The sequence below is a fragment of the Pseudomonas sp. ASL8 genome (assembly GCF_056680355.1).
Window position 1 is genome coordinate 1594041 of the sequence record NZ_CM155278.1, and the last position, 18443, is coordinate 1612483.

22 protein-coding genes are annotated in these 18443 nt (G+C 59.2%); 12 read left to right on the forward strand and 10 right to left on the reverse strand.

The genetic code is table 11. The features are described from left to right. Positions 1-83 precede the first annotated feature (83 nt). Positions 84-632 (forward strand): gamma carbonic anhydrase family protein, encoded by a 549-nt coding sequence (locus AC1MEA_RS07130; RefSeq protein ID WP_219063322.1) that lies wholly within the window; start codon positions 84-86, stop codon positions 630-632. 54 nt (positions 633-686) lie between these two features. Beyond that, entirely contained in the window at positions 687-1340 is a 654-nt protein-coding gene (locus AC1MEA_RS07135; RefSeq protein WP_480917212.1) for an HAD family hydrolase, read from the forward strand. A gap of 215 nt (positions 1341-1555) precedes the next feature. Here the strand turns inward: AC1MEA_RS07135 and AC1MEA_RS07140 are convergent, their stop codons facing one another. Beyond that, positions 1556-2620 (reverse strand): aminopeptidase, encoded by a 1065-nt coding sequence (locus tag AC1MEA_RS07140; protein WP_480917213.1) that lies wholly within the window; start codon positions 2618-2620, stop codon positions 1556-1558. Positions 2621-2715: 95 nt separating this feature from the next. Between AC1MEA_RS07140 and AC1MEA_RS07145 the strand changes: the two genes are divergently transcribed. Continuing rightward, the gene (locus AC1MEA_RS07145; RefSeq protein WP_219063325.1) at positions 2716-3126 is read left to right on the forward strand and encodes a PA0061/PA0062 family lipoprotein; all 411 of its coding nucleotides are present in this window, start codon (positions 2716-2718) and stop codon (positions 3124-3126) included. On the opposite strand, the gene AC1MEA_RS07150 is transcribed toward AC1MEA_RS07145, so the two are convergent. Beyond that, on the reverse strand, positions 3127-3360 hold the full coding sequence (locus AC1MEA_RS07150) for a DUF1161 domain-containing protein (RefSeq protein ID WP_219063326.1): 234 nt from the start codon (positions 3358-3360) through the stop codon (positions 3127-3129). It lies immediately after the preceding gene. Between the two features lie 174 nt (positions 3361-3534). After that, positions 3535-3966, reverse strand: coding sequence for an OsmC family protein (locus AC1MEA_RS07155; RefSeq protein WP_219063327.1), 432 nt, complete (start codon positions 3964-3966; stop codon positions 3535-3537). A gap of 238 nt (positions 3967-4204) precedes the next feature. On the opposite strand from AC1MEA_RS07155, the gene AC1MEA_RS07160 reads away from it, so the two are divergent. Then, the gene (locus tag AC1MEA_RS07160; RefSeq protein WP_219063328.1) at positions 4205-5206 is read left to right on the forward strand and encodes an LLM class flavin-dependent oxidoreductase; all 1002 of its coding nucleotides are present in this window, start codon (positions 4205-4207) and stop codon (positions 5204-5206) included. Positions 5207-5298: 92 nt separating this feature from the next. On the opposite strand, the gene AC1MEA_RS07165 is transcribed toward AC1MEA_RS07160, so the two are convergent. Both AC1MEA_RS07165 and AC1MEA_RS07170 read right to left on the reverse strand, forming a co-directional pair. Continuing rightward, positions 5299-5523 carry a DUF1161 domain-containing protein gene (locus tag AC1MEA_RS07165; RefSeq protein ID WP_219063329.1) on the reverse strand — a complete coding sequence of 75 codons (225 nt, stop codon included), beginning with the start codon at positions 5521-5523 and terminating at the stop codon, positions 5299-5301. A 136-nt stretch (positions 5524-5659) separates the two neighbouring features. Further along, the gene (locus AC1MEA_RS07170; protein WP_219063330.1) at positions 5660-5875 is read right to left on the reverse strand and encodes a dodecin; all 216 of its coding nucleotides are present in this window, start codon (positions 5873-5875) and stop codon (positions 5660-5662) included. A 154-nt stretch (positions 5876-6029) separates the two neighbouring features. Here AC1MEA_RS07170 and AC1MEA_RS07175 point away from each other — a divergent pair, with 154 nt between their 5' ends. Then, positions 6030-6356 (forward strand): ElaB/YgaM/YqjD family protein, encoded by a 327-nt coding sequence (locus AC1MEA_RS07175; RefSeq protein ID WP_219063331.1) that lies wholly within the window; start codon positions 6030-6032, stop codon positions 6354-6356. Here the strand turns inward: AC1MEA_RS07175 and AC1MEA_RS07180 are convergent, their stop codons facing one another. Beyond that, complete coding sequence (locus AC1MEA_RS07180; protein ID WP_219063332.1) at positions 6357-7256, reverse strand: LysR family transcriptional regulator; 900 nt, start codon at positions 7254-7256, stop codon at positions 6357-6359. A gap of 124 nt (positions 7257-7380) precedes the next feature. Between AC1MEA_RS07180 and trpB the strand changes: the two genes are divergently transcribed. The 3 genes from trpB (at position 7381) to AC1MEA_RS07195 (ending at position 10103) form a co-directional block, all read left to right on the forward strand. Further along, complete coding sequence (gene trpB / locus AC1MEA_RS07185) at positions 7381-8610, forward strand: tryptophan synthase subunit beta (protein ID WP_219063333.1); 1230 nt, start codon at positions 7381-7383, stop codon at positions 8608-8610. Next, positions 8607-9419: a tryptophan synthase subunit alpha gene (gene trpA, locus AC1MEA_RS07190; RefSeq protein ID WP_219063334.1), complete on the forward strand. Its 813-nt coding sequence runs from the start codon at positions 8607-8609 to the stop codon at positions 9417-9419. Before trpB ends, trpA begins: the two co-directional genes overlap by 4 nt. A gap of 123 nt (positions 9420-9542) precedes the next feature. Next, complete coding sequence (locus tag AC1MEA_RS07195; RefSeq protein WP_480917214.1) at positions 9543-10103, forward strand: anti-virulence regulator CigR family protein; 561 nt, start codon at positions 9543-9545, stop codon at positions 10101-10103. A 65-nt stretch (positions 10104-10168) separates the two neighbouring features. On the opposite strand, the gene AC1MEA_RS07200 is transcribed toward AC1MEA_RS07195, so the two are convergent. Beyond that, positions 10169-10510 carry a DOPA 4,5-dioxygenase family protein gene (locus tag AC1MEA_RS07200; protein ID WP_480917215.1) on the reverse strand — a complete coding sequence of 114 codons (342 nt, stop codon included), beginning with the start codon at positions 10508-10510 and terminating at the stop codon, positions 10169-10171. A 101-nt stretch (positions 10511-10611) separates the two neighbouring features. Here AC1MEA_RS07200 and AC1MEA_RS07205 point away from each other — a divergent pair, with 101 nt between their 5' ends. Next, positions 10612-11265, forward strand: a complete 654-nt coding sequence (locus AC1MEA_RS07205) for an NAD(P)-dependent oxidoreductase (protein ID WP_480917216.1) — start codon at positions 10612-10614, stop codon at positions 11263-11265. 25 nt (positions 11266-11290) lie between these two features. Here AC1MEA_RS07205 and AC1MEA_RS07210 read toward each other — a convergent pair whose 3' ends face one another. After that, positions 11291-12241: a choline sulfate utilization transcriptional regulator gene (locus AC1MEA_RS07210; protein WP_219063338.1), complete on the reverse strand. Its 951-nt coding sequence runs from the start codon at positions 12239-12241 to the stop codon at positions 11291-11293. A gap of 114 nt (positions 12242-12355) precedes the next feature. On the opposite strand from AC1MEA_RS07210, the gene betC reads away from it, so the two are divergent. From betC to AC1MEA_RS07225, 3 genes are all read left to right on the forward strand, one after another. Next, on the forward strand, positions 12356-13861 hold the full coding sequence (gene betC, locus AC1MEA_RS07215) for a choline-sulfatase (protein WP_480917217.1): 1506 nt from the start codon (positions 12356-12358) through the stop codon (positions 13859-13861). A gap of 35 nt (positions 13862-13896) precedes the next feature. Beyond that, the gene (gene choX / locus AC1MEA_RS07220) at positions 13897-14817 is read left to right on the forward strand and encodes a choline ABC transporter substrate-binding protein (protein WP_219063340.1); all 921 of its coding nucleotides are present in this window, start codon (positions 13897-13899) and stop codon (positions 14815-14817) included. A 140-nt stretch (positions 14818-14957) separates the two neighbouring features. Continuing rightward, positions 14958-16526, forward strand: a complete 1569-nt coding sequence (locus AC1MEA_RS07225; protein ID WP_480917218.1) for a SulP family inorganic anion transporter — start codon at positions 14958-14960, stop codon at positions 16524-16526. 25 nt (positions 16527-16551) lie between these two features. Here the strand turns inward: AC1MEA_RS07225 and aroE are convergent, their stop codons facing one another. Together aroE and hemF are read right to left on the reverse strand one after the other, a co-directional pair. Further along, complete coding sequence (aroE, locus tag AC1MEA_RS07230; protein ID WP_480917219.1) at positions 16552-17376, reverse strand: shikimate dehydrogenase; 825 nt, start codon at positions 17374-17376, stop codon at positions 16552-16554. Positions 17377-17430: 54 nt separating this feature from the next. Further along, complete coding sequence (gene hemF, locus AC1MEA_RS07235; RefSeq protein ID WP_480917220.1) at positions 17431-18345, reverse strand: oxygen-dependent coproporphyrinogen oxidase; 915 nt, start codon at positions 18343-18345, stop codon at positions 17431-17433. Positions 18346-18443: the final 98 nt, after the last annotated feature.

The following is an 18443-nucleotide window of genomic DNA, read 5'->3' on the forward strand; positions in this document are numbered from 1 at the left end:
AGAATCACTGGCACATCTTAATTACAATCGACGCTGACCGCAGCACTCAGACCCATCTATAAGTCTCAGAGAAGGAACCTATCGTGGCTATTCGCAAGTATCAGCACCACATTCCAGTGCTCGCCGAGCGCGCATTTGTCGACTATTCGGCGGTGGTGATCGGCGATGTCGAGATCGGCGCCGACAGTTCGATCTGGCCGCTGACGGTGATTCGCGGCGACATGCACCGCATCCGCATCGGTGCGCGCACCAGCGTCCAGGACGGTTGCGTGCTGCATATCACCCACGCAGGCCCGTTCAACCCGGACGGCTTCCCGTTGCTGATCGGTGATGAAGTGACCATCGCCCATAAAGTCATGCTGCATGGCTGCACAGTCGGCAATCGTATTCTGATCGGCATGGGCAGCATCGTCATGGACGGTGCAGTGGTCGAGGACGAGGTGATCATTGGCGCGGGTAGCCTGGTACCGCCTGGCAAGCGATTGGAAAGCGGCTTTCTGTACGTCGGCAGCCCGGTGAAACAGGTGCGGGCGCTGACAGACAAAGAGCGCGCGTTCTTCAGCTACAGCGCCAGCAACTACGTGAAGCTCAAGGACCAACATCTGGCCGAAGGTTACGATCAGCCGCTGTGAATGAATCATTGAGTTATCCACAGGCCACGTCCACGCATTAAAAACGGGAAGACCATGCATTACCAAAATATTCTGTTCGACCTCGATGGCACCCTGACCGACCCTCGCCTGGGGATAACGCGTTCGATCCAGTTCGCCCTGAGCCGCTTGGGTATCGATGAGCCGGACCTCACCAGGCTCGAGCACTTTATCGGCCCACCCTTGTTGCAGGCATTCATGCAGTTCTACGACTTCGACGAAGCCAAAGCCTGGGAAGCGGTAGGTTTTTATCGCGAGCGCTTCAAAGTCACCGGGCTGTATGAAAACGAGGTGTTCGACGGTGTGTTCGGGCTATTGGAAACCCTCGCCAGCCAGAACCGTGCGCTGTACATCGCGACCTCAAAACCGTGGGTATTCGCCCATGAAATCGCCCGGCATTTTGACTTCGCCAAGCATTTCAAAGTGATTTACGGCAGCGAACTGGACGGCACCCGCACCGACAAAGTCGAACTGATCCGCCATCTGCTGGCCGAAGAAGGTCTGGACCCCGGGCAAACATTGATGATCGGTGATCGCAAACACGACTTGATCGGCGCCCAGCGTAACGGCCTGGACGTCGCCGCCGTAGGTTATGGGTTTGGCAGTCATGACGAGCTGGTGGCCGAGTCGCCGACCTATCACTTCGCGACGTTGGCCGAGTTGCATGCGGCGTTTTTGAAGACGAAGTAACTGCCGCAAAACCTGCGGTGACATGAATGAGTGCCGGGAAGTGTGTGATCGCAAATCCTAGGAGCTGTCGCCCCGTCTGCGACGCCGCGCTGTCGCGCAGCAAACCGGGTACCCGTAAGAGCTGCCGAAGGCTGCGATAAGGTCGGCACGACCTTCAGCGGTCTCAAGAAAGCGACCGGTTCCCGGTCGATCGCAGCCTTCGGCAGCTCCTACAGTCATGTGTCTGATCCAGCCAGCGTGCGCAACGCTGCCTTGCGCTGTTCCATCGGCAGCGCCCCCAGCTTCTCCACCGCGCTGTAGAACGCGGGCCAGTCACCGCTGACCTGCTTGAACAGCGCGGCAAATGCCGGCACCCACTGGTCGTAGAGCCCAAAGGGCAGCAGTTTGGCGTTGTTCATCGGCGCATTGATCCAGGGATCGAAGCGTTTATCGCCTGCCCATTGAGCATCGCGCATCTGCCGATAATCACGGCGCAACCGCTCGAACTCCGCCGCTTTGCGCTCACGCATTACCTCGGCCGCGAGTGGCTGACCGTACAGTGTTTTCAAGCGTTCCCGCGCATCCAGAACCAACTGAATAAACTGATCATTCTGTTTCGAAGCCGCCAGGCTTTGCGGGGCCAACCCTCGTGCCACGCGCCATTGGCGGGCGCCTTCCTGCTCGACGAAGTTGGCGTAGGACTCGTTGAACTCGGTGTCGTCCTTCACATAAAAACGCTGATGCGCCAGCTCATGAAAAATCAGCGCGGCCATGCGCTCGTCACCCCGGCTGAGCATCGAGCTCAGAATAGGATCGTCGAACCAGCCCAGCGTGGAATACGTTTCTACCCCGCTGACGTAGACATCCATGCCTGCCTGGCGCTGCAACGCGGCCTCGCCTCTGGCTGCGCCCTGGCTGTAGTAACCGCGATACGCGACGCACCCGGCGACGGGAAAACAATGGGTGACCGGGTCCAGCGAGAACGCCCCTGTCGCGAATACATTCCACACCACATAAGGTCGGCCGACATCGACATACAGGCGGTAGCTGGGGTTATCCGGCAGGTGCAACTGACGACTGGCGAAAGCCCGAGCCTGCTGCGATTTGATCAGATGCTCGCGCAATGCCGGGGCGCTATTAGGGTCGGCGATGACCTCGGCCACCGGTTCACGGGCATGCAGCAAGCGCCATTGGCCGCTGGCCAGTTGGCTGTAGTAATCGAGGCTGGAGCAGCCGCCAAGCAAGAGCAACATCAGTAGCGCAAAACCATGGCTGAGAAACAACCTGTCGTGTCGAATCATGCCCCAGCCTTAATGTCTTATTGAGTACGCGTTATGCCGGACAGTCGACCCCTGACGCAACTATCATCAACACGTGTTCGATCACGGAGCCTGCCATGCGCCAGCCACTGTTGATATCTGCCTTGATTGCCCTCGCCGGGTGCGCCAGCCCTGTGCCCCCCGCTGACCCGCAACAGGCGTGGGTCGAGATGTTCACCTACACCGGGAACCTGGTGATGGCCGACAAACTCGACGGCAAGCGACTGGACGACGGGCGTTACTTTCAAGTGCCTCCCGGCAGCCATGAGTTGCAGATGCGGTATGACTACGAGATCTATGGCGGCGGGTTTGGCGGGATGTTCGAGAGCACGCAGCGGACGTGTTACATCGTCGTGCGTTATGACCACTTCGCTCCAGGGCAACGTTACCGGCTCGAAGGACGCTCGGCTGGCATCACCATCAGCGGCCGCCTGTATGACGCCCAGCGCCAGATGGTCGCCGAAGACCACGAGGTCACCTGCCTGTGATCACTTGTCGTTCTTTTGGTAGATGATTTTTTTGCTGCCGCCCTCGCATGTGCCAACGACCATGTTCTGGTCATGCACTTCGTCATTGCTGACAATTTCCAGGGTGTAGGAACTCACATTATTGGCCTGGATTCGGGACTCGATCTCGGCCTTGAGTTCCTCGCAGGGTTTGACTGCCGCCAGCACGCTGGTGGCCGATACGGTACAGATAACAGCTAAAACGAAACGTTTCATGCTCGACTCCTTCGATACGGCGCACAGGGTACTGCGCTAACGCTGCAACGATCCATTCGACTTTCATTACGTCGGCCACGTGTGACGTCAATAGCGGCTGAATACGGAGGGCAGAGCGAGTGAACAACCCGCACAGGCTGAGCTGTGCGGGGTTGGTCGTGGCAACGAGGTCGATTAGCTGACCAGCGTTGCGTCCAGGGTGATTTTCGCGTTCAGGACTTTGGACACCGGGCAGCCTTCTTTGGCTTTCCTGGTCAGTTCGTCGAACTGCTGCTGCGTGGCGCCCGGGATCTTCGCTTTAAGGATCAGGTGCACGGCAGTGATGGAAAAACCGTCAGCCAATTGCTCCAGGGTCACTTGGGCTTCAGTATCGATGCTGTCGGCTTTCAGATTGGCTTCGCCGAGAATCATCGACAGCGCCATAGAGAAACAGCCCGCATGAGCCGCGCCGATCAGCTCCTCCGGATTGGTGCCCTTGCCGCCTTCGAAGCGCGCCTTGAAGCCGTAGGGTGCTTTGTTAAGGACATTGGTTTCGGTCGAGAGGCTACCAATACCGCTCTTCAGATCGCCTTCCCAATGTGCCGATGCTTTCTTGATTATGCTCATGGTCTCTCCTCATGACAGTGTGCGAGGGGGTTCGCACAGGGACAAAGGTTCTGAGGATAGTCGTCTCAATAAAGTTCAACTGTCGGAAAAACCCAGTGTTTTAGTAGGTCTTTTCCTGCCCAGCCATTGAAACTCAGAGATTTGCCCACACTCATTAGAGATCAGGATGGGTTTTGGTCATCATCGGATTTCACCGGTCAAGCCTGCAAGACACACTCCAGAGGCTATTTAGCGGCTTATGAAACGTTTAGCGGATATCAAAATATCAACGCTCGACCTGGTGCCCGTGCGCCAGGATGCCGGCCCGGCACAGTCTCTGCGTAACTCGCTGGATTTGGCGCAGCATGTTGAAAAGCTCGGTTACAACCGTTTTTGGGTCGCTGAGCACCACAACATGGACGGCATCGCCAGCTCGGCGACGGCGGTGCTGCTCGGCTATCTGGCCGGCGGCACCTCGACGATTCGGGTCGGGGCGGGCGGCGTCATGCTGCCGAACCATGCACCGCTGGTGATCGCCGAACAGTTCGGCACCCTCGCCAGCCTGTACCCGGGCCGGATCGACCTGGGCCTCGGTCGCGCACCCGGTTCCGACCAAATGACCGCTCGCGCCCTGCGTCGTGAGCGATCCGGCAGCGCCGACGATTTCCCTGAAGACGTCACCGAGCTTCTGCGCTATCTCGGACCGCGTACACCTGATCAAAAAGTGATCGCTGTGCCAGGTTCGGGCACTAACGTTCCGGTCTGGTTGTTGGGTTCGAGCTTGTTCAGCGCGCAACTGGCAGGGGAGCGCGGTCTGCCGTACGCCTTCGCCTCACACTTCGCGCCGCGTTACATGCACGAAGCCATTCGCGTCTACCGCAACCATTTCAAGCCCTCGGCCTATCTGGAAAAGCCGTATGTCATGCTCGGCGTGCCCTTGGTGGCGGCCGATACCGACGAGCAAGCTGATTACCTGGCAACCTCGGTCTATCAGCGGATTCTGGCGTTGATGCGCGGCCAAAGCCTGATGCAGCGCCCGCCTGTCGAGACCATGGACGGCCTATGGTTGCCCCATGAGCGCGAAGCGGTCGCAAGTTTCCTCGGCCTGGCGATGGTCGGCGGCCCGCAGAAAATCCGCGCCAAGCTGGATGTGCTGCTGGAGCAGACCCAAGCCGATGAGCTGATTTTCACCTGTGACCTGTATGAACACGCGGATCGACTGCGCTCGTATGAAATTCTCGCGCAAACCGTGCAGGGCTGAGGCTCACCCCAAAAAAGGGTAGGGGGAAACCCCTTCACTGAACATAAAAAACCGACGCCATGTGCGTCGGTTTTTTATGAATCAGTGATAAATCAGCCGCGTTTGTACACGATTTCCTTGGTGCCGCCTTCACAGGTACCGACCACTTTCCCGTCGGCCGCACTGCCTTTGGCGACGACTTCCAGCGTGTAGGTCGAGGCGCCTTTTGCCTTGATCTTCGCGTCGATTTCCGACTTCAAATCATCACAGGACTTGCCCGCCGCCATCGTGGTTCCCGCCATGCTCAACAAACCAACCGCCAGTAGAAACTTCTTCATCGGTCACACTCCCTCGTTAGGTTAACTGGGTTGAAAAACAACCCAAGTCATTAACCGCGCCAACGGTTTCGCGACAGCGGGTTCTCTGTATGTAGCGGAGATTATGGCAATCGGCCAGCGCGAAAGTTCAGCGCGGTCAGCTATTCTCAATCCGGAAGCCGACGTTCAGGGTGACCTGATAGTGCGCAACCTTGCCCTCTCTGATGTGGCCTCGGGTTTCCAGCACTTCGAACCATTCCAGATGCTTGATGCTCTTGGCGGCTTCAGTGATTGCATTATTGATGGCGTCTTCAATCGTTGTGGACGATGAGCCGACCAGCTCGACTTTCTTGTAGGTATGGTGATCAGTCATGGTAGTTCTCCTGAAGGTGTCCGTAAGAGCGTAGCAGTGAAATTGCTCGCAGCTTTGTGGGCAAATTCTTTTGAAATGCTCATCTACACTGCACTTTCCTCGAACCCCGCAGTCCGAAAGAACACACGCCTCTCATCAATGCAGGAGATCCACCATGGCCAACACTTCTTTACGTAAAGCCTCGTTGCAAAGCATGGAAGCCGAGATCGAAAGCCTTCTCAAGTCCCTTGAGAGCCTTAAGTCCGATGCCTCGGAAGAGTCGCATAAAACCCTGAAAGCCTTGAAAGCCAACGCCGAAAGCGCACTGAGCCATTCACGCCACCTGCTCAGTGATGTGTATGAAGACGTCAAAGAAAAGACCCGTGAAACCGGTGTCGCTACCCGCGATTACGCTCAAGAACACCCGTGGACCACCGCAGGTGTGGCCGTAGGCGCTGTCGGTCTGCTGGCAGCCTACCTATTGTGCAAACGCGCTCATTGATCAGCCGCTGGCAGCACGCTCAAGCTCAGTCTTGAGCCACTGCGCCAACTGCTGAGCACGCCCGTCTGCGGCGCGTTTAGGTACCCATAACGCCAGCTGCGCCGGGGTTTCACTAAAGCCCCAAGGCGCAGCCAGGCGTCCGGCGCGCAGGTCATCGGCAACCAGGGGTTCCGGGGCAATGGCGATGCCCAGCCCGGCGACGGCTGCCTCCAGCAAATAATACAAATGCTCGAAACCCTGCCCGTAATGCAAAGCCGCAGGCTCGATGCCGTTTTGCTGCGCCCAAAGAGGCCATGCTTGCGGACGCGACGTCGTTTGCAGCAATGCCTCACTCAGCAACGCTTGAGCTGGCGCTTGGCGCAGGTGCTCGAAACGCGCAAACCGTGGGCTGAGGACCGGGCCGATACGCTCGCTGGCCAGTTCATAGACCTGCATGTCCGCAGGCCAAGGCGGCTCGGCGAAGATCAATAACGCGTCCAGACCTGGTCGACGCGGGTCTAGATCGCCTTCGCCCGCCGACAAGTGCAGACGAAGATCCGGCAGCTCGGCATTCAGTCGCCCCAGGCGCGGGATAAACCAGCGCGCCAGCAGGCTGCCCGAACAGCCGAGAACAAAAGGCGCATCGGCCTTATCGTGGGTCAGCTCCGCACACACGGTACGCAACCGTTCAAATGCCTCGGCACTGGCATCTCGCAAACGAATGCCGGCATCTGTGAGTTTAAGGCCGCGCCCATCCTTGACGAACAAGGCCAGCCCCAGATGCTCTTCAAGCACTTTAAGCTGGCGACTGACCGCCCCGTGGGTGACGTGCAGCTGCTCGGCAGCCTGACTGACGCTGTTCAAACGCGCCGCCGCTTCGAAAGCGCGCAGGGCGTTGAGAGGAGGGAGATCGCGGCTCATGGTATCTGTGAGTTTTCCTGACAGGTTGCGTCGATCTTATCGGTTTTCATCGATGCTCGTGCTGGTTAAAGTGGGCTCATTGCCTGATTGGCTAATCCTTTTCGTCAAATCACCTGGAGGTCCCATGACCCAGACCAAGTTCAGCAGCGGCCCTGATGCCAACGGCCTGTTTGGCTCATTCGGCGGCCGCTACGTGGCTGAAACCCTGATGCCACTGGTACTCGACCTGAACCGCGAGTACGAAGCCGCCAAGATTGACCCTGAATTTATTGAGCAACTGGCCTATTTCCAGCGCGACTACATCGGCCGTCCAAACCCGCTGTATTTCGCGGAACGCCTGACCGAGTATTGCGGCGGCGCGAAAATCTACTTCAAGCGCGAAGAGCTGAACCACACCGGCGCGCACAAGATCAACAACTGCATTGGTCAGGTGTTGCTGGCCAAGCGCATGGGCAAGAAGCGCCTGATCGCTGAAACCGGCGCTGGCATGCATGGCGTGGCCACCGCCACCGTCGCGGCCCGCTTCGGTCTGCCGTGCGTGATCTATATGGGTGCTACCGACATTGAGCGTCAACAGGCCAACGTGTTCCGGATGAGGTTGTTGGGCGCGGAAATCGTCCCGGTCACCTCCGGCACCGGCACCCTGAAAGACGCCATGAACGAAGCCCTTCGCGACTGGGTGACCAACGTCGACGACACCTTCTACATGATCGGTACCGTGGCCGGCCCACACCCGTATCCAGCGATGGTCCGCGACTTTCAGTCGATCATCGGCAAAGAAACCAAAGTACAACTGCAGGAAAAAGAGGGCCGCCTGCCAGACAGCCTTATCGCATGTGTCGGTGGCGGTTCCAACGCCATGGGCCTGTTCCACTCGTTCCTCGATGACGCCAGCGTCCAGCTCATCGGCGTCGAAGCCGGTGGTCACGGGGTTCATACCGGCAAGCACGCCGCCAGCCTGAATGGCGGTGTTCCCGGCGTATTGCACGGCAATCGCACCTATCTGCTCCAGGATGCCGACGGTCAAATCACCGACGCGCACTCGATTTCAGCCGGCCTGGATTACCCTGGCATTGGCCCTGAGCACGCTTATCTGCACGAAGTGAAGCGCGTTGAATACGTCAGCATCACGGATGACGAAGCCCTCGAAGCCTTCCACCACTGCTGCCTCCTGGAGGGCATCATCCCCGCTCTGGAGACCGCGCACGCCCTGGCCGAAGCCATGAAACGCGCAACCAATCTGCGCGATGACCACTTGATGGTGGTCTGCCTCTCGGGCCGTGGCGACAAAGACATGCAAACCGTGATGGACCATATGGCCGCCGACGCCAAGACTCAGGAGAAACGGGTATGAGCCGCCTGGAACAACGCTTTGCCGAGTTGAAAACCGAAGGCCGTGCGGCACTGGTGACCTTCGTCACTGCTGGCGACCCTGGCTACGATGCATCGCTGGCCATTCTTAAAGGCCTGCCGGCAGCGGGTGCTGATGTGATTGAGTTGGGCATGCCCTTCACCGATCCAATGGCCGACGGCGTGGCAATCCAGCTGGCGACCCTGCGCGCGCTGGACGCCGGGCAGACGCTGGCAAAAACCCTGAAAATGGTTGGCGAGTTCCGCGTCAATGACCAGACCACACCGATTGTGCTGATGGGTTACTACAACCCGATCCACCGCTTTGGCGTCGAAGCGTTCGTCGCTCAAGCCAAAGAAGTCGGGGTCGACGGTTTGATCATCGTCGACCTGCCGCCAGAACATGACACCGAACTGGCAACCCCGGCCCAGGCCGCGGGCATCGACTTCATTCGCCTGACCACACCGACCACCGATGACGCGCGCCTGCCACGCGTACTCGAACGCAGTTCCGGCTTCGTTTACTACGTGTCGGTCGCGGGTGTCACCGGGGCCGGTTCCGCGACCTCGGATCAAGTTAAAACCGCCATCGAACGTCTGCGTCGCCACACCGACCTGCCAATCAGCGTCGGTTTCGGTATCCGTACCCCAGAGCAGGCGGCCGCGATTGCCAGGCTGGCTGACGGCGTTGTAGTGGGCTCGGCACTGGTGGACAAGATTGCGACCGCCGCGTCACCGGAGCAGGCAATCGACGACGTGTTGAGCCTGTGCTCGGCCTTGGCCGAAGGCGTGCGCAAGGCCCGTGTCAATTAAGAGTAAAGATTGGACTGACGAGGAATCTATACCTCGGCACGCACACTAAGTAGTTAGGCAAAAGGGGTTCAGTGCCAATGGCACTGAACCCCTTTTTGCTTTCCGAATTTCCAGGAGCGACACATGAAAGTACCAACCCGTTTGATTGCAGGTCTGGGTATCTTGATGATCAGTGCCAGTCCGTTGTTGCAAGCAGCTCCACAAGATCAGCGTGGCCCTGATGATAATCGTCCAGGCCAACAGCAAGGCGCTGATCATGGCAAGGGTCCGCAAAACGGTGGCAACGATCAACACGGCAACGACCGGGGTCCCGGTCCCGGTGACAATCGTCAGCAACCGGACCGTCAGGACAACCACAGTGACAACCGCGGCGACAATCGTCAGCAGCAGGGCCATCAGGACAACCGTGGCGGCAACCGTCCACCACAGAATTTCGACCAGGTTCGTCAGACCTTTCATCAGCACCGCGACATGATCGGCCGTGGTCCGCCGCTTCCGCCAGGCATTTACATCCGTGAAGGTCATCCGCTACCTCGCGGTTACGGCAAACGCCTGGACAGCCGCTCGCTGCAATACCTGCCGCGTTATGACGGTTACGAATGGCGTCGCGTGGGCCCCGACGTCGTGTTGATCGCGGTGGCCACCGGTGTGATCTACACCATCCTCAATGGCGTGTTGAACTGATTGATTCTCTGCAGGAGCCAACACGACTGCCCGTCGCGGTTGCTCCTGCAGATTCTTCGCGCTAACTAACCTTCTGATCGCTTGAACATCGAAACATCCAGATCCCGCACCGCCCCCATCCAGATCGCATGCTCCGTGTGGTCAGCCAGCTCATCGCCCGTCAGCGGGTGCAGCAACACCACCAACCCCTTGCGATTAAGCGCCAGCCACAGCAGCACATCCGCCAACTGGGCGTGATCAAACGCCAGCTGGCAGCTCCAGTTCGGGTGCGGACCCACCCGTTTTTCATGCATCCGCCCCATCTTCACCCCAAAACGCTGCGCAGCCTCTTCGCACAATGCACGGGCCTGATCGATGGTCTGTTCGTCGAAATAAACGTGGGCGTGGTAGCCCTCAACACCGTGCATTGCTCAATCTCCAAATAACCGCTGCGCGGACGCGAACTGCTGCGGGGAAAAAAGGGTCAGAACCTTAGAGAGACGTTATCCACAGACAAGGATTACTCGCCATGAAGAATGCCGAAACTCCGGTTCTGAAGCTGGTTTTGTACGGTGCCATCAGCAGTTTTGGCAGCGCCTTGATGGCAGAATTCCTGCGGCGCCAGCATGAAGTCATCGCCATTCTCGATGATTTGAACGCCTTGGCACCGCGTCCGGGTTTGCGCACCAAAGTCGGCAACCTGTTCGACGCCGAGCGTGTCAGTCAAAGCGTAGCCGGCTGCTCGGCGGTCATTTGCCTGCTGGACGCCCACGTATTGCCGGTGGGCAGCGGTGCAACGCGACCCGCGATAACGCCGGGGCCAGTAGATCAAATCAGCGCCACCCGGAACTTGATCCAAGGCATGCAACGCATGGGTATCAAGCGACTGGTGCTGGCGGGCAACTTCGCCGTGCTTGACGAGGCGCCTGAAACTGACGAGCAACAGCGAAACGCGGCAGAAACAATCGTCGAGTTATTGCGCGACAGTGACCTGAAGTGGACGCTGGTCAACGCTCCCCAAGGCGTGCTCGGGCTGAGCATCGAGCACTTTAGCCAGATCAGCGACACCCTTGAGCCGGGCCTGGCCGAACCCCTGGAGCGGCTGGGTCGAGTGGCCGCAGGCATCGCTGATGAATTGCTCTTGAACCTGCATGTGCGAGAGCACGTGAATTTTGTGTGCTAAATGAAATGTGCAGGCGACTGCCGGATCACACCGCAATCGATGGCAACGGCCTGCCCGCCAGCAAGTCTCCACTCTGCGCCTGCTCGGTCGCCAGCCAGTCGACGAATTGCTGCACCAGTTGCACTCGCCGTTTTCGCTGGGGCAGTACGACGTAATAACCGTGTGCCGAGATGGCGGTGGCGGCGATGGGGCGACAGAGCAGCCCTTGCTCCAGCAGCGCGTCGACCAGATGCCGCCAACCGATGGCCACGCCCTGACCGGCAATTGCAGCCTGGATCAGCAGGGTGTAATTGTCGAAGCGCAATTGGCCGGGGGCAGGTGCCTGCTGAATATTCAGCGCACGGAACACGCCGTTCCAGTCGAACCAGTTGCTGCTGCCTTCGCCGCGCAAGTGCAGCAGCGGAAGCTCCAGTAGCGCTTCCGTGGGCAAGGGCAAAGAACGCCCAACAAGCAATTGCGGGCTGCACACCGGGAACACTTCTTCGCTGAACAACCAACGGCTTTCGCCCTGCTTGAAACGCCCATCGCCGAACAACACCGCGACGTCGACATCGGCGCGCAACATGTTGTAACTACGCTCACTGGTGACCAGGCTGACGTCCACATCCGGATTGGCCTGGTGAAACCGATGCAGACGCGGCATCAACCAATAGGCGGCAAACGCAAAGTCAGTGGCGACCTGCAGCACCTCATGTTGGCGCTGGGCGGTGACGGCATTGAGCCCGCCGTCGATGGACTGCAACCCGGCTTGCACATAACCGAACAGCACCTCGCCCGCCTCTGTCAGCTCGATGCCACGGTAGATGCGGTCGAACAGCCTTGTAGCAAGCTGCTCTTCCAGGCGTTTGATTTGCTGGCTGACGGCTGGCTGCGTGGTGCCCAGTTCGACAGCTGCCGCCGTAAAGCTGCGCAGCCTCGCGGCGGCTTCAAAAGCACGCAGCAGATCCAGTGAAAGATCACCAAGAGCGTCATACATAAGCTGAGCTTATCCTAGGTATTGTTTTGCATGGGCTTTACCGCTAAACCTGTGGGTCGCATCCTCAAGCGCAGCACTCTCGCATAAATATCCACTATGGAATGCCGCGAATACATGAAGCGCAAGAACATTCTTTTCATCATGGCCGATCAAATGGCCGCGCCGATGTTGCCGTTTTACGCCTCATCTCCTATCAAAATGCCCAATCTGAGCCGCCTCGCCGCCGAAGGCGTGGTGTTCGATGCCGCCTATTGCAACAGTCCGCTGTGCGCGCCCTCGCGTTTCACCCTGGTCAGCGGCCAACTGCCGAGCAAGATCGGCGCCTATGACAACGCCGCTGATTTCCCGGCCGATGTACCGACCTACGCCCATTACCTGCGCCGTCTCGGCTACAAGACCGCGCTGTCCGGCAAGATGCACTTTTGCGGGCCGGACCAGTTACACGGCTACGAAGAACGCCTGACCAGCGACATTTACCCGGCTGACTATGGCTGGTCGGTGAACTGGGACGAGCCGGATGTGCGGCCGAGTTGGTATCACAACATGGCGTCGGTGCTGCAAGCCGGTCCCTGCGTGCGCACCAATCAGCTGGATTTCGACGAAGAGGTGGTGTTCAAGGCCCAGCAATATTTGTTCGATCACATCCGCGAAGAGGGCGATCAGCCGTTCTGCCTGACCGTGTCCATGACCCACCCTCACGACCCGTACACCATCCCGAAAACCTTCTGGGACATGTACCGCGACGAAGACATCCCGCTGCCGCGACCGCATGCCGATCAAGCCGGGCAAGACCCGCATTCGCAACGCCTGCTCAAGGTCTACGACCTGTGGGACAAGCCGCTGCCTGTGGATAAGATTCGCGATGCGCGCCGCGCCTATTTCGGGGCGTGCAGCTACATCGACAGCAACGTCGGCAAGCTCCTGCAAACCCTCGAAGACACCGGCCTGGCCGACGACACCATCATCGTGTTCTCGGGCGATCACGGCGACATGCTGGGCGAGCGCGGCCTCTGGTACAAAATGCACTGGTTCGAGATGTCAGCCCGTGTGCCGCTGCTGGTCTACGCGCCGGGGCAGTTCAAGGCGGGTCGGGTCAGCGCCGCGGTGTCCACCGCCGATTTACTGCCGACCTTCGTTGCGCTGGCCGAGGGCGAACTGGAAGCCGGTTTGCCGTTGGACGGTCGTTCACTGGTCCCTCATTTGCGGGGTGAACCGGGGCACGACGAAGTGTTTGGCGAGTATATGGCCGAAGGCACAACCAGCCCGTTGATGATGATTCGACGGGGCGCCTATAAATTCATCTATTCGGAACAGGACCCGTGCCTGCTGTTCGATGTGAACAATGATCCACAAGAACGCGAAGAGCTGAGCCAGTCACCGGCTCATCAGCAACTGTTCGCTGATTTTCTGGCCGAAGCACGGGCCAAATGGGACATACCGGCGATACACCACCAGGTGCTCGCCAGCCAGCGTCGGCGGCGCTTTGTCGCGCAGTCGCTGGCTATCGGCAAGCTGAAGAGCTGGGATCACCAGCCGCTGGTAGACGCCAGTCAGCAATACATGCGTAACCACATCGACCTTGACGATCTGGAACGCAAAGCACGTTATCCACAACCCTAACCCTGCCAAGACTAAAAAACCAAAGGGGCACATTCATGATGAAGTTATCCACAACACTTGCGGTCGGTTTCATGGCATTGGGTAGCGTTTCCGCTTATGCCGAGCAGAGTTGCAGCACGGTAAAGATGGCGGATCCGGGCTGGAGCGATATCGCCGCGACCAACGCTATCGCTGGCGTCTTGCTGGACGGCATGGGCTACAAGGCCAAGGTCGACACGCTGGCGGTACCGATTGCATACGGTGGGCTCAAGGATGGCCAGGTGGATGTCTTCCTCGGCAACTGGATGCCTGCGCAACAAGGCTTTTACGACAAGTTCGTGGCCAATGGCGATGTCACGCAGTTGGCCAAGAACCTGGACGGCACCGAATTCACCCTCGCCGTGCCGGACTATGTCTGGGACGCGGGTGTGCATAACTTTGCCGACCTGAACACATTCGCCGACAAGTTCGGTAAAAAGCTATATGGCATCGGCTCCGGCGCACCGGCCAATCTTTCGCTGCAAACGATCATCAAAAAGAACGAGTTCGACCTGGGCCAGTGGAAGCTGGTTGAGTCCAGTGAACAGGCGATGCTGGCTGAAGTCAGTCGCAACGTGAAGAAACAAAGCTTCGTGGTGTTCCTTGGCTGGACCCCGCACCCGATGAACGTGCAGCTGAAAATGCACTACCTCAAAGGTGGCGAGGCTTATTTCGGTGACACCGGCAGCGTCTATACCCTGACCCGCAAGGGCTACAGCCAGGCCTGCCCGAACGTAGGCAAGTTGCTGACCAACCTGAGCTTCACCCAGGAAATGGAGAACAGCATCATGGCCGAAGTGGTTAACAAGAAAATCACCAACACTGAAGCGGCCAAAGCCTGGATCAAAGCCAACCCGGCAGTCCTGGATAAATGGCTCGACGGGGTGAAAACCATCGACGAGAAGGATGCACTGGCGGCCGTAAAAGCTACCCTTTAACGCCCTTTGGGCTTATCTCGGGCTAGCGCGCTTCTACAGTAGATCGCATTCCCCTGTAGACGCGCGCAGCGGTCACCTTCGCTTGCACCCTTATCGCTAAAACCTCACCCTTACGCCTCTGCAAAATTACCGAGAGATTCATGGGTTGGCTCAATCGCCACAAATTCTTGCCGTTTCTCGAATGGCTACCCCGGCAGACCCGCGCCAGCGTCGGTCGTGATGCCGTGGTGGGGCTGAGCGGAGCGATTCTGGCGCTGCCGCAATCCATTGCTTATGCGTTGATCGCCGGCTTGCCGCCTGAGTACGGTCTGTACGCGGCCATCGTTCCGGTGCTGATCGCCTGCCTGTGGGGCTCGTCGTGGCATCTGATCTGCGGACCCACTGCGGCGATCTCTATCGTGCTGTACGCCAGCATCAGTCCCATGGCGGTGCCGGGCAGTCAGGACTACATCACCCTGATCCTGTTGCTGACCTTTCTCGCCGGGATCTTTCAATGGCTGCTGGGGCTGCTGCGCTTTGGCGCGGTGGTGAACTTCGTTTCACATTCGGTGGTGCTGGGCTTTACCTTGGGCGCCGCCGTGGTGATTGCGTTGGGGCAACTGCCTAATTTATTCGGCCTTGAACTCAGCGGCCAGACCACCGCGCTTCGAAGCCTGATGACGTTGCTTGAACATCGGGGCGAGATCGACCATGCATCGTTGATTCTAGGCGCCATAACCCTGGCCCTGGGCGCGCTCCTGAAATACCTGGTGCCCCGTTGGCCGACGCTGCTGATCACCTTGGTGGCCGGGAGTGTGTTGGTCTGGCTGTGGCCCGCGATGTTCGGTCACGTCAAGTTAGTCAGCGCCTTCGTTGGGCATTTGCCGCCGTTCAGTGCATTGCCGCTGGACCTGGAGCTGGCTCTGAAACTCCTGCCCAGTGCCGTGGCCGTAGGCATGCTCGGGCTGGTCACCAGCTTGTCGATTGCCCGCTCGCTGTCCGCACGCTCGCAACAATTGCTAAACGCCAATCAGGAGCTGCGCGCCCAAGGCCTGTCAAACATGGTGGGCGCCTTGTTCTCGGGCTATCTGTCCTCCGGCTCCTTTACCCGATCAGGCCTGAGTTACGAAGGCGGTGCTCGCTCGCCATTGGCCGGGGTGTTTTCGGCGCTGTGGGTGGCGTTGTTCGCGGTGGCTGGGGCGTCGTTGATCGCACACATCCCGATCCCGAGCATGGCCGCATCGATCCTGTTGATCTGCTGGGGATTGGTCGATCATCGCGGCATTCGCGCGCTGTTCCGCGTCAGCCATCCAGAGTTCCTGGTGATGGCGCTGACCTGCCTGGCGACCCTGTTGCTGGAACTGCAAACAGCGATTTACGCGGGCGTGCTGGCGTCGCTGTTCTTCTACCTCAAGCGCACTTCACAACCACGGGTCCAGCAGTGGCGCGATGGCGACGACGATATCCTCCGCGTCGGCGGCTCGATCTTTTTCGGCGCCAGCCATTACCTGCAAGTCATTCTGCAACGCAGCAAGGGGCCGCGCGTGGTGATCGATGCGCAACACATCAACTTCATCGATTATTCAGGCGTTGAAATGCTCCACCAGGAAGCCCGTCGCCTGCGAGCCCAAGGCCGCAGCCTGACCCTCAGGCGCGCCCGGCCCCAAGTGATCGAGGAGCTGCGCAAGCTCGAAGGGCCAGAGAAATGCCCGATTCTATTCGAGGATTAACGGTGACCGGGCGAGCGCCCAGGCATCAGGCGCTGGCCAACTGCCGTCGTAACTCAGCCAACACCGGTGCGGTGTCCGGACGAACGCCGCGCCATAGATAGAACGCTTCCGCAGCCTGCTCGGCGAGCATGCCCAGACCGTCCAGCACGTGGGCCGCACCGTGCTCGGTGGCCCAGCGGCAGAATGGCGTCGGCTCTTTGCCGTACATCATGTCGTAGCAGTCGGTATGACCCGGCAGAATAAGGCTTGGCGAAATCGGCGGCAGTTCACCCGCGAGGCTGGCGGAAGTGGCATTGATGATCAGGTCTACCGGCTCCGCCAACCAACTGAAACCAGCGGCGGACACGGGCCCCAGGTCGGCGAATTGATGGGCCAGCAACTCGGCTTTTTCCACGGTGCGATTGGCGATCACCACCGCCAGCGGTTTTTCAGCCAACAGCGGCTCCAGCGCACCCCGTACCGCACCGCCCGCGCCGAGCAGGAGGATGCGTTTGCCCTGCAGGCTGACACCGGCGTTAACCTTCAGATCCCGCACCAATCCCGCGCCATCGGTGTTATCGCCGAGCAGTCGACCATCGGCACCCTTGCGCAACGTATTCACGGCACCCGCACGTTGTGCGCGCTCGGTCAGGCTGTCGGCCAAGCGAAAGGCCTGTTCCTTGAACGGCACAGTGATGTTGGCGCCCTGCCCGTGTTCAAAGAACGCCTGAGCGCAACCGATGAAATCGTCCAGCGGCGCCAACAGGGCGCTGTAATCAAGCTGCTGACCGGTCTGCTCGGCGAACAGACGATGGATCAACGGCGATTTGCTGTGACCGATGGGGTTACCGAAAACGACGTAGCGGTCCATGAAGGTTCCTGAATGCGGGTGTGTCTGCTGATCGTCTTCGCGTTTGACTCGGTATCAGGCCTGCGCCAACCAATCGCGATCCTGCAAAAAATACTCGGTCAGACGGGCTTCTTCGGTGCCTGGCTCGGCCTTCCAGTCGTAGCCCCAGCGCACGTGCGGCGGCAGTGACATGAGGATCGACTCGGTACGCCCGCCCGATTGCAGGCCGAACAGTGTGCCACGGTCGTAGACCAGATTGAACTCGACGTAACGGCCGCGACGAAACTCCTGAAACTCCCGCTGTTGCGCCGTGTAAGCGTCAGCCTTGCGCCGCTGGATGATCGGCAGATAGGCCTCGATGTACGCATCGCCAATCGCGCGCAGGAAGGCGAAGCTGGTGTCGAAATCCCACTCGTTCAGGTCATCGAAAAACAAGCCGCCAACGCCGCGTGGTTCATTGCGATGCTTGATGTGGAAGTAGGTGTCGCACCACGCCTTGTAGCGCGGATAGACATCGGCGCCGAACGGCGCACAGGCCTGCTCGGCGACACGGTGCCAATGCACGCAGTCTTCTTCTACAGCGTAATACGGCGTCAGGTCGAAACCGCCGCCGAACCACCAGACCGGCTCTTCGCCTTCTTTTTCAGCGATGAAAAAACGCACGTTGGCGTGTGAAGTCGGTACATGCGGGTTGTGCGGGTGGATCACCAGCGACACACCCAATGCCTCAAAACCACGCCCGGCCAGCTCGGGCCGATGGGCGCTGGCTGACGGTGGCAGGCCGGTGCCGAATACGTGGGAGAAGTTAACCCCACCTTTTTCGATCACTCCGCCATTTTCGATGACTCGGGTACGCCCACCGCCGCCAGCCGGGCGAGTCCAGGCATCTTCGACGAAGCGGGCGCTGCCGTCTTCGGCTTCCAATGCGTTGCAAATCCGGTCTTGCAGATCAAGCAGGTAGGCTTTAACAGCCTCGGTGCGGGTAGTCATCGGGTCACCTTGAAACATCACTGAGCCACTGGGGTTACGGGGGGGTGGCAAATTGGCGCGTAGCATACCACCGGCGTTATGGCCGCCGCAGTTGACGA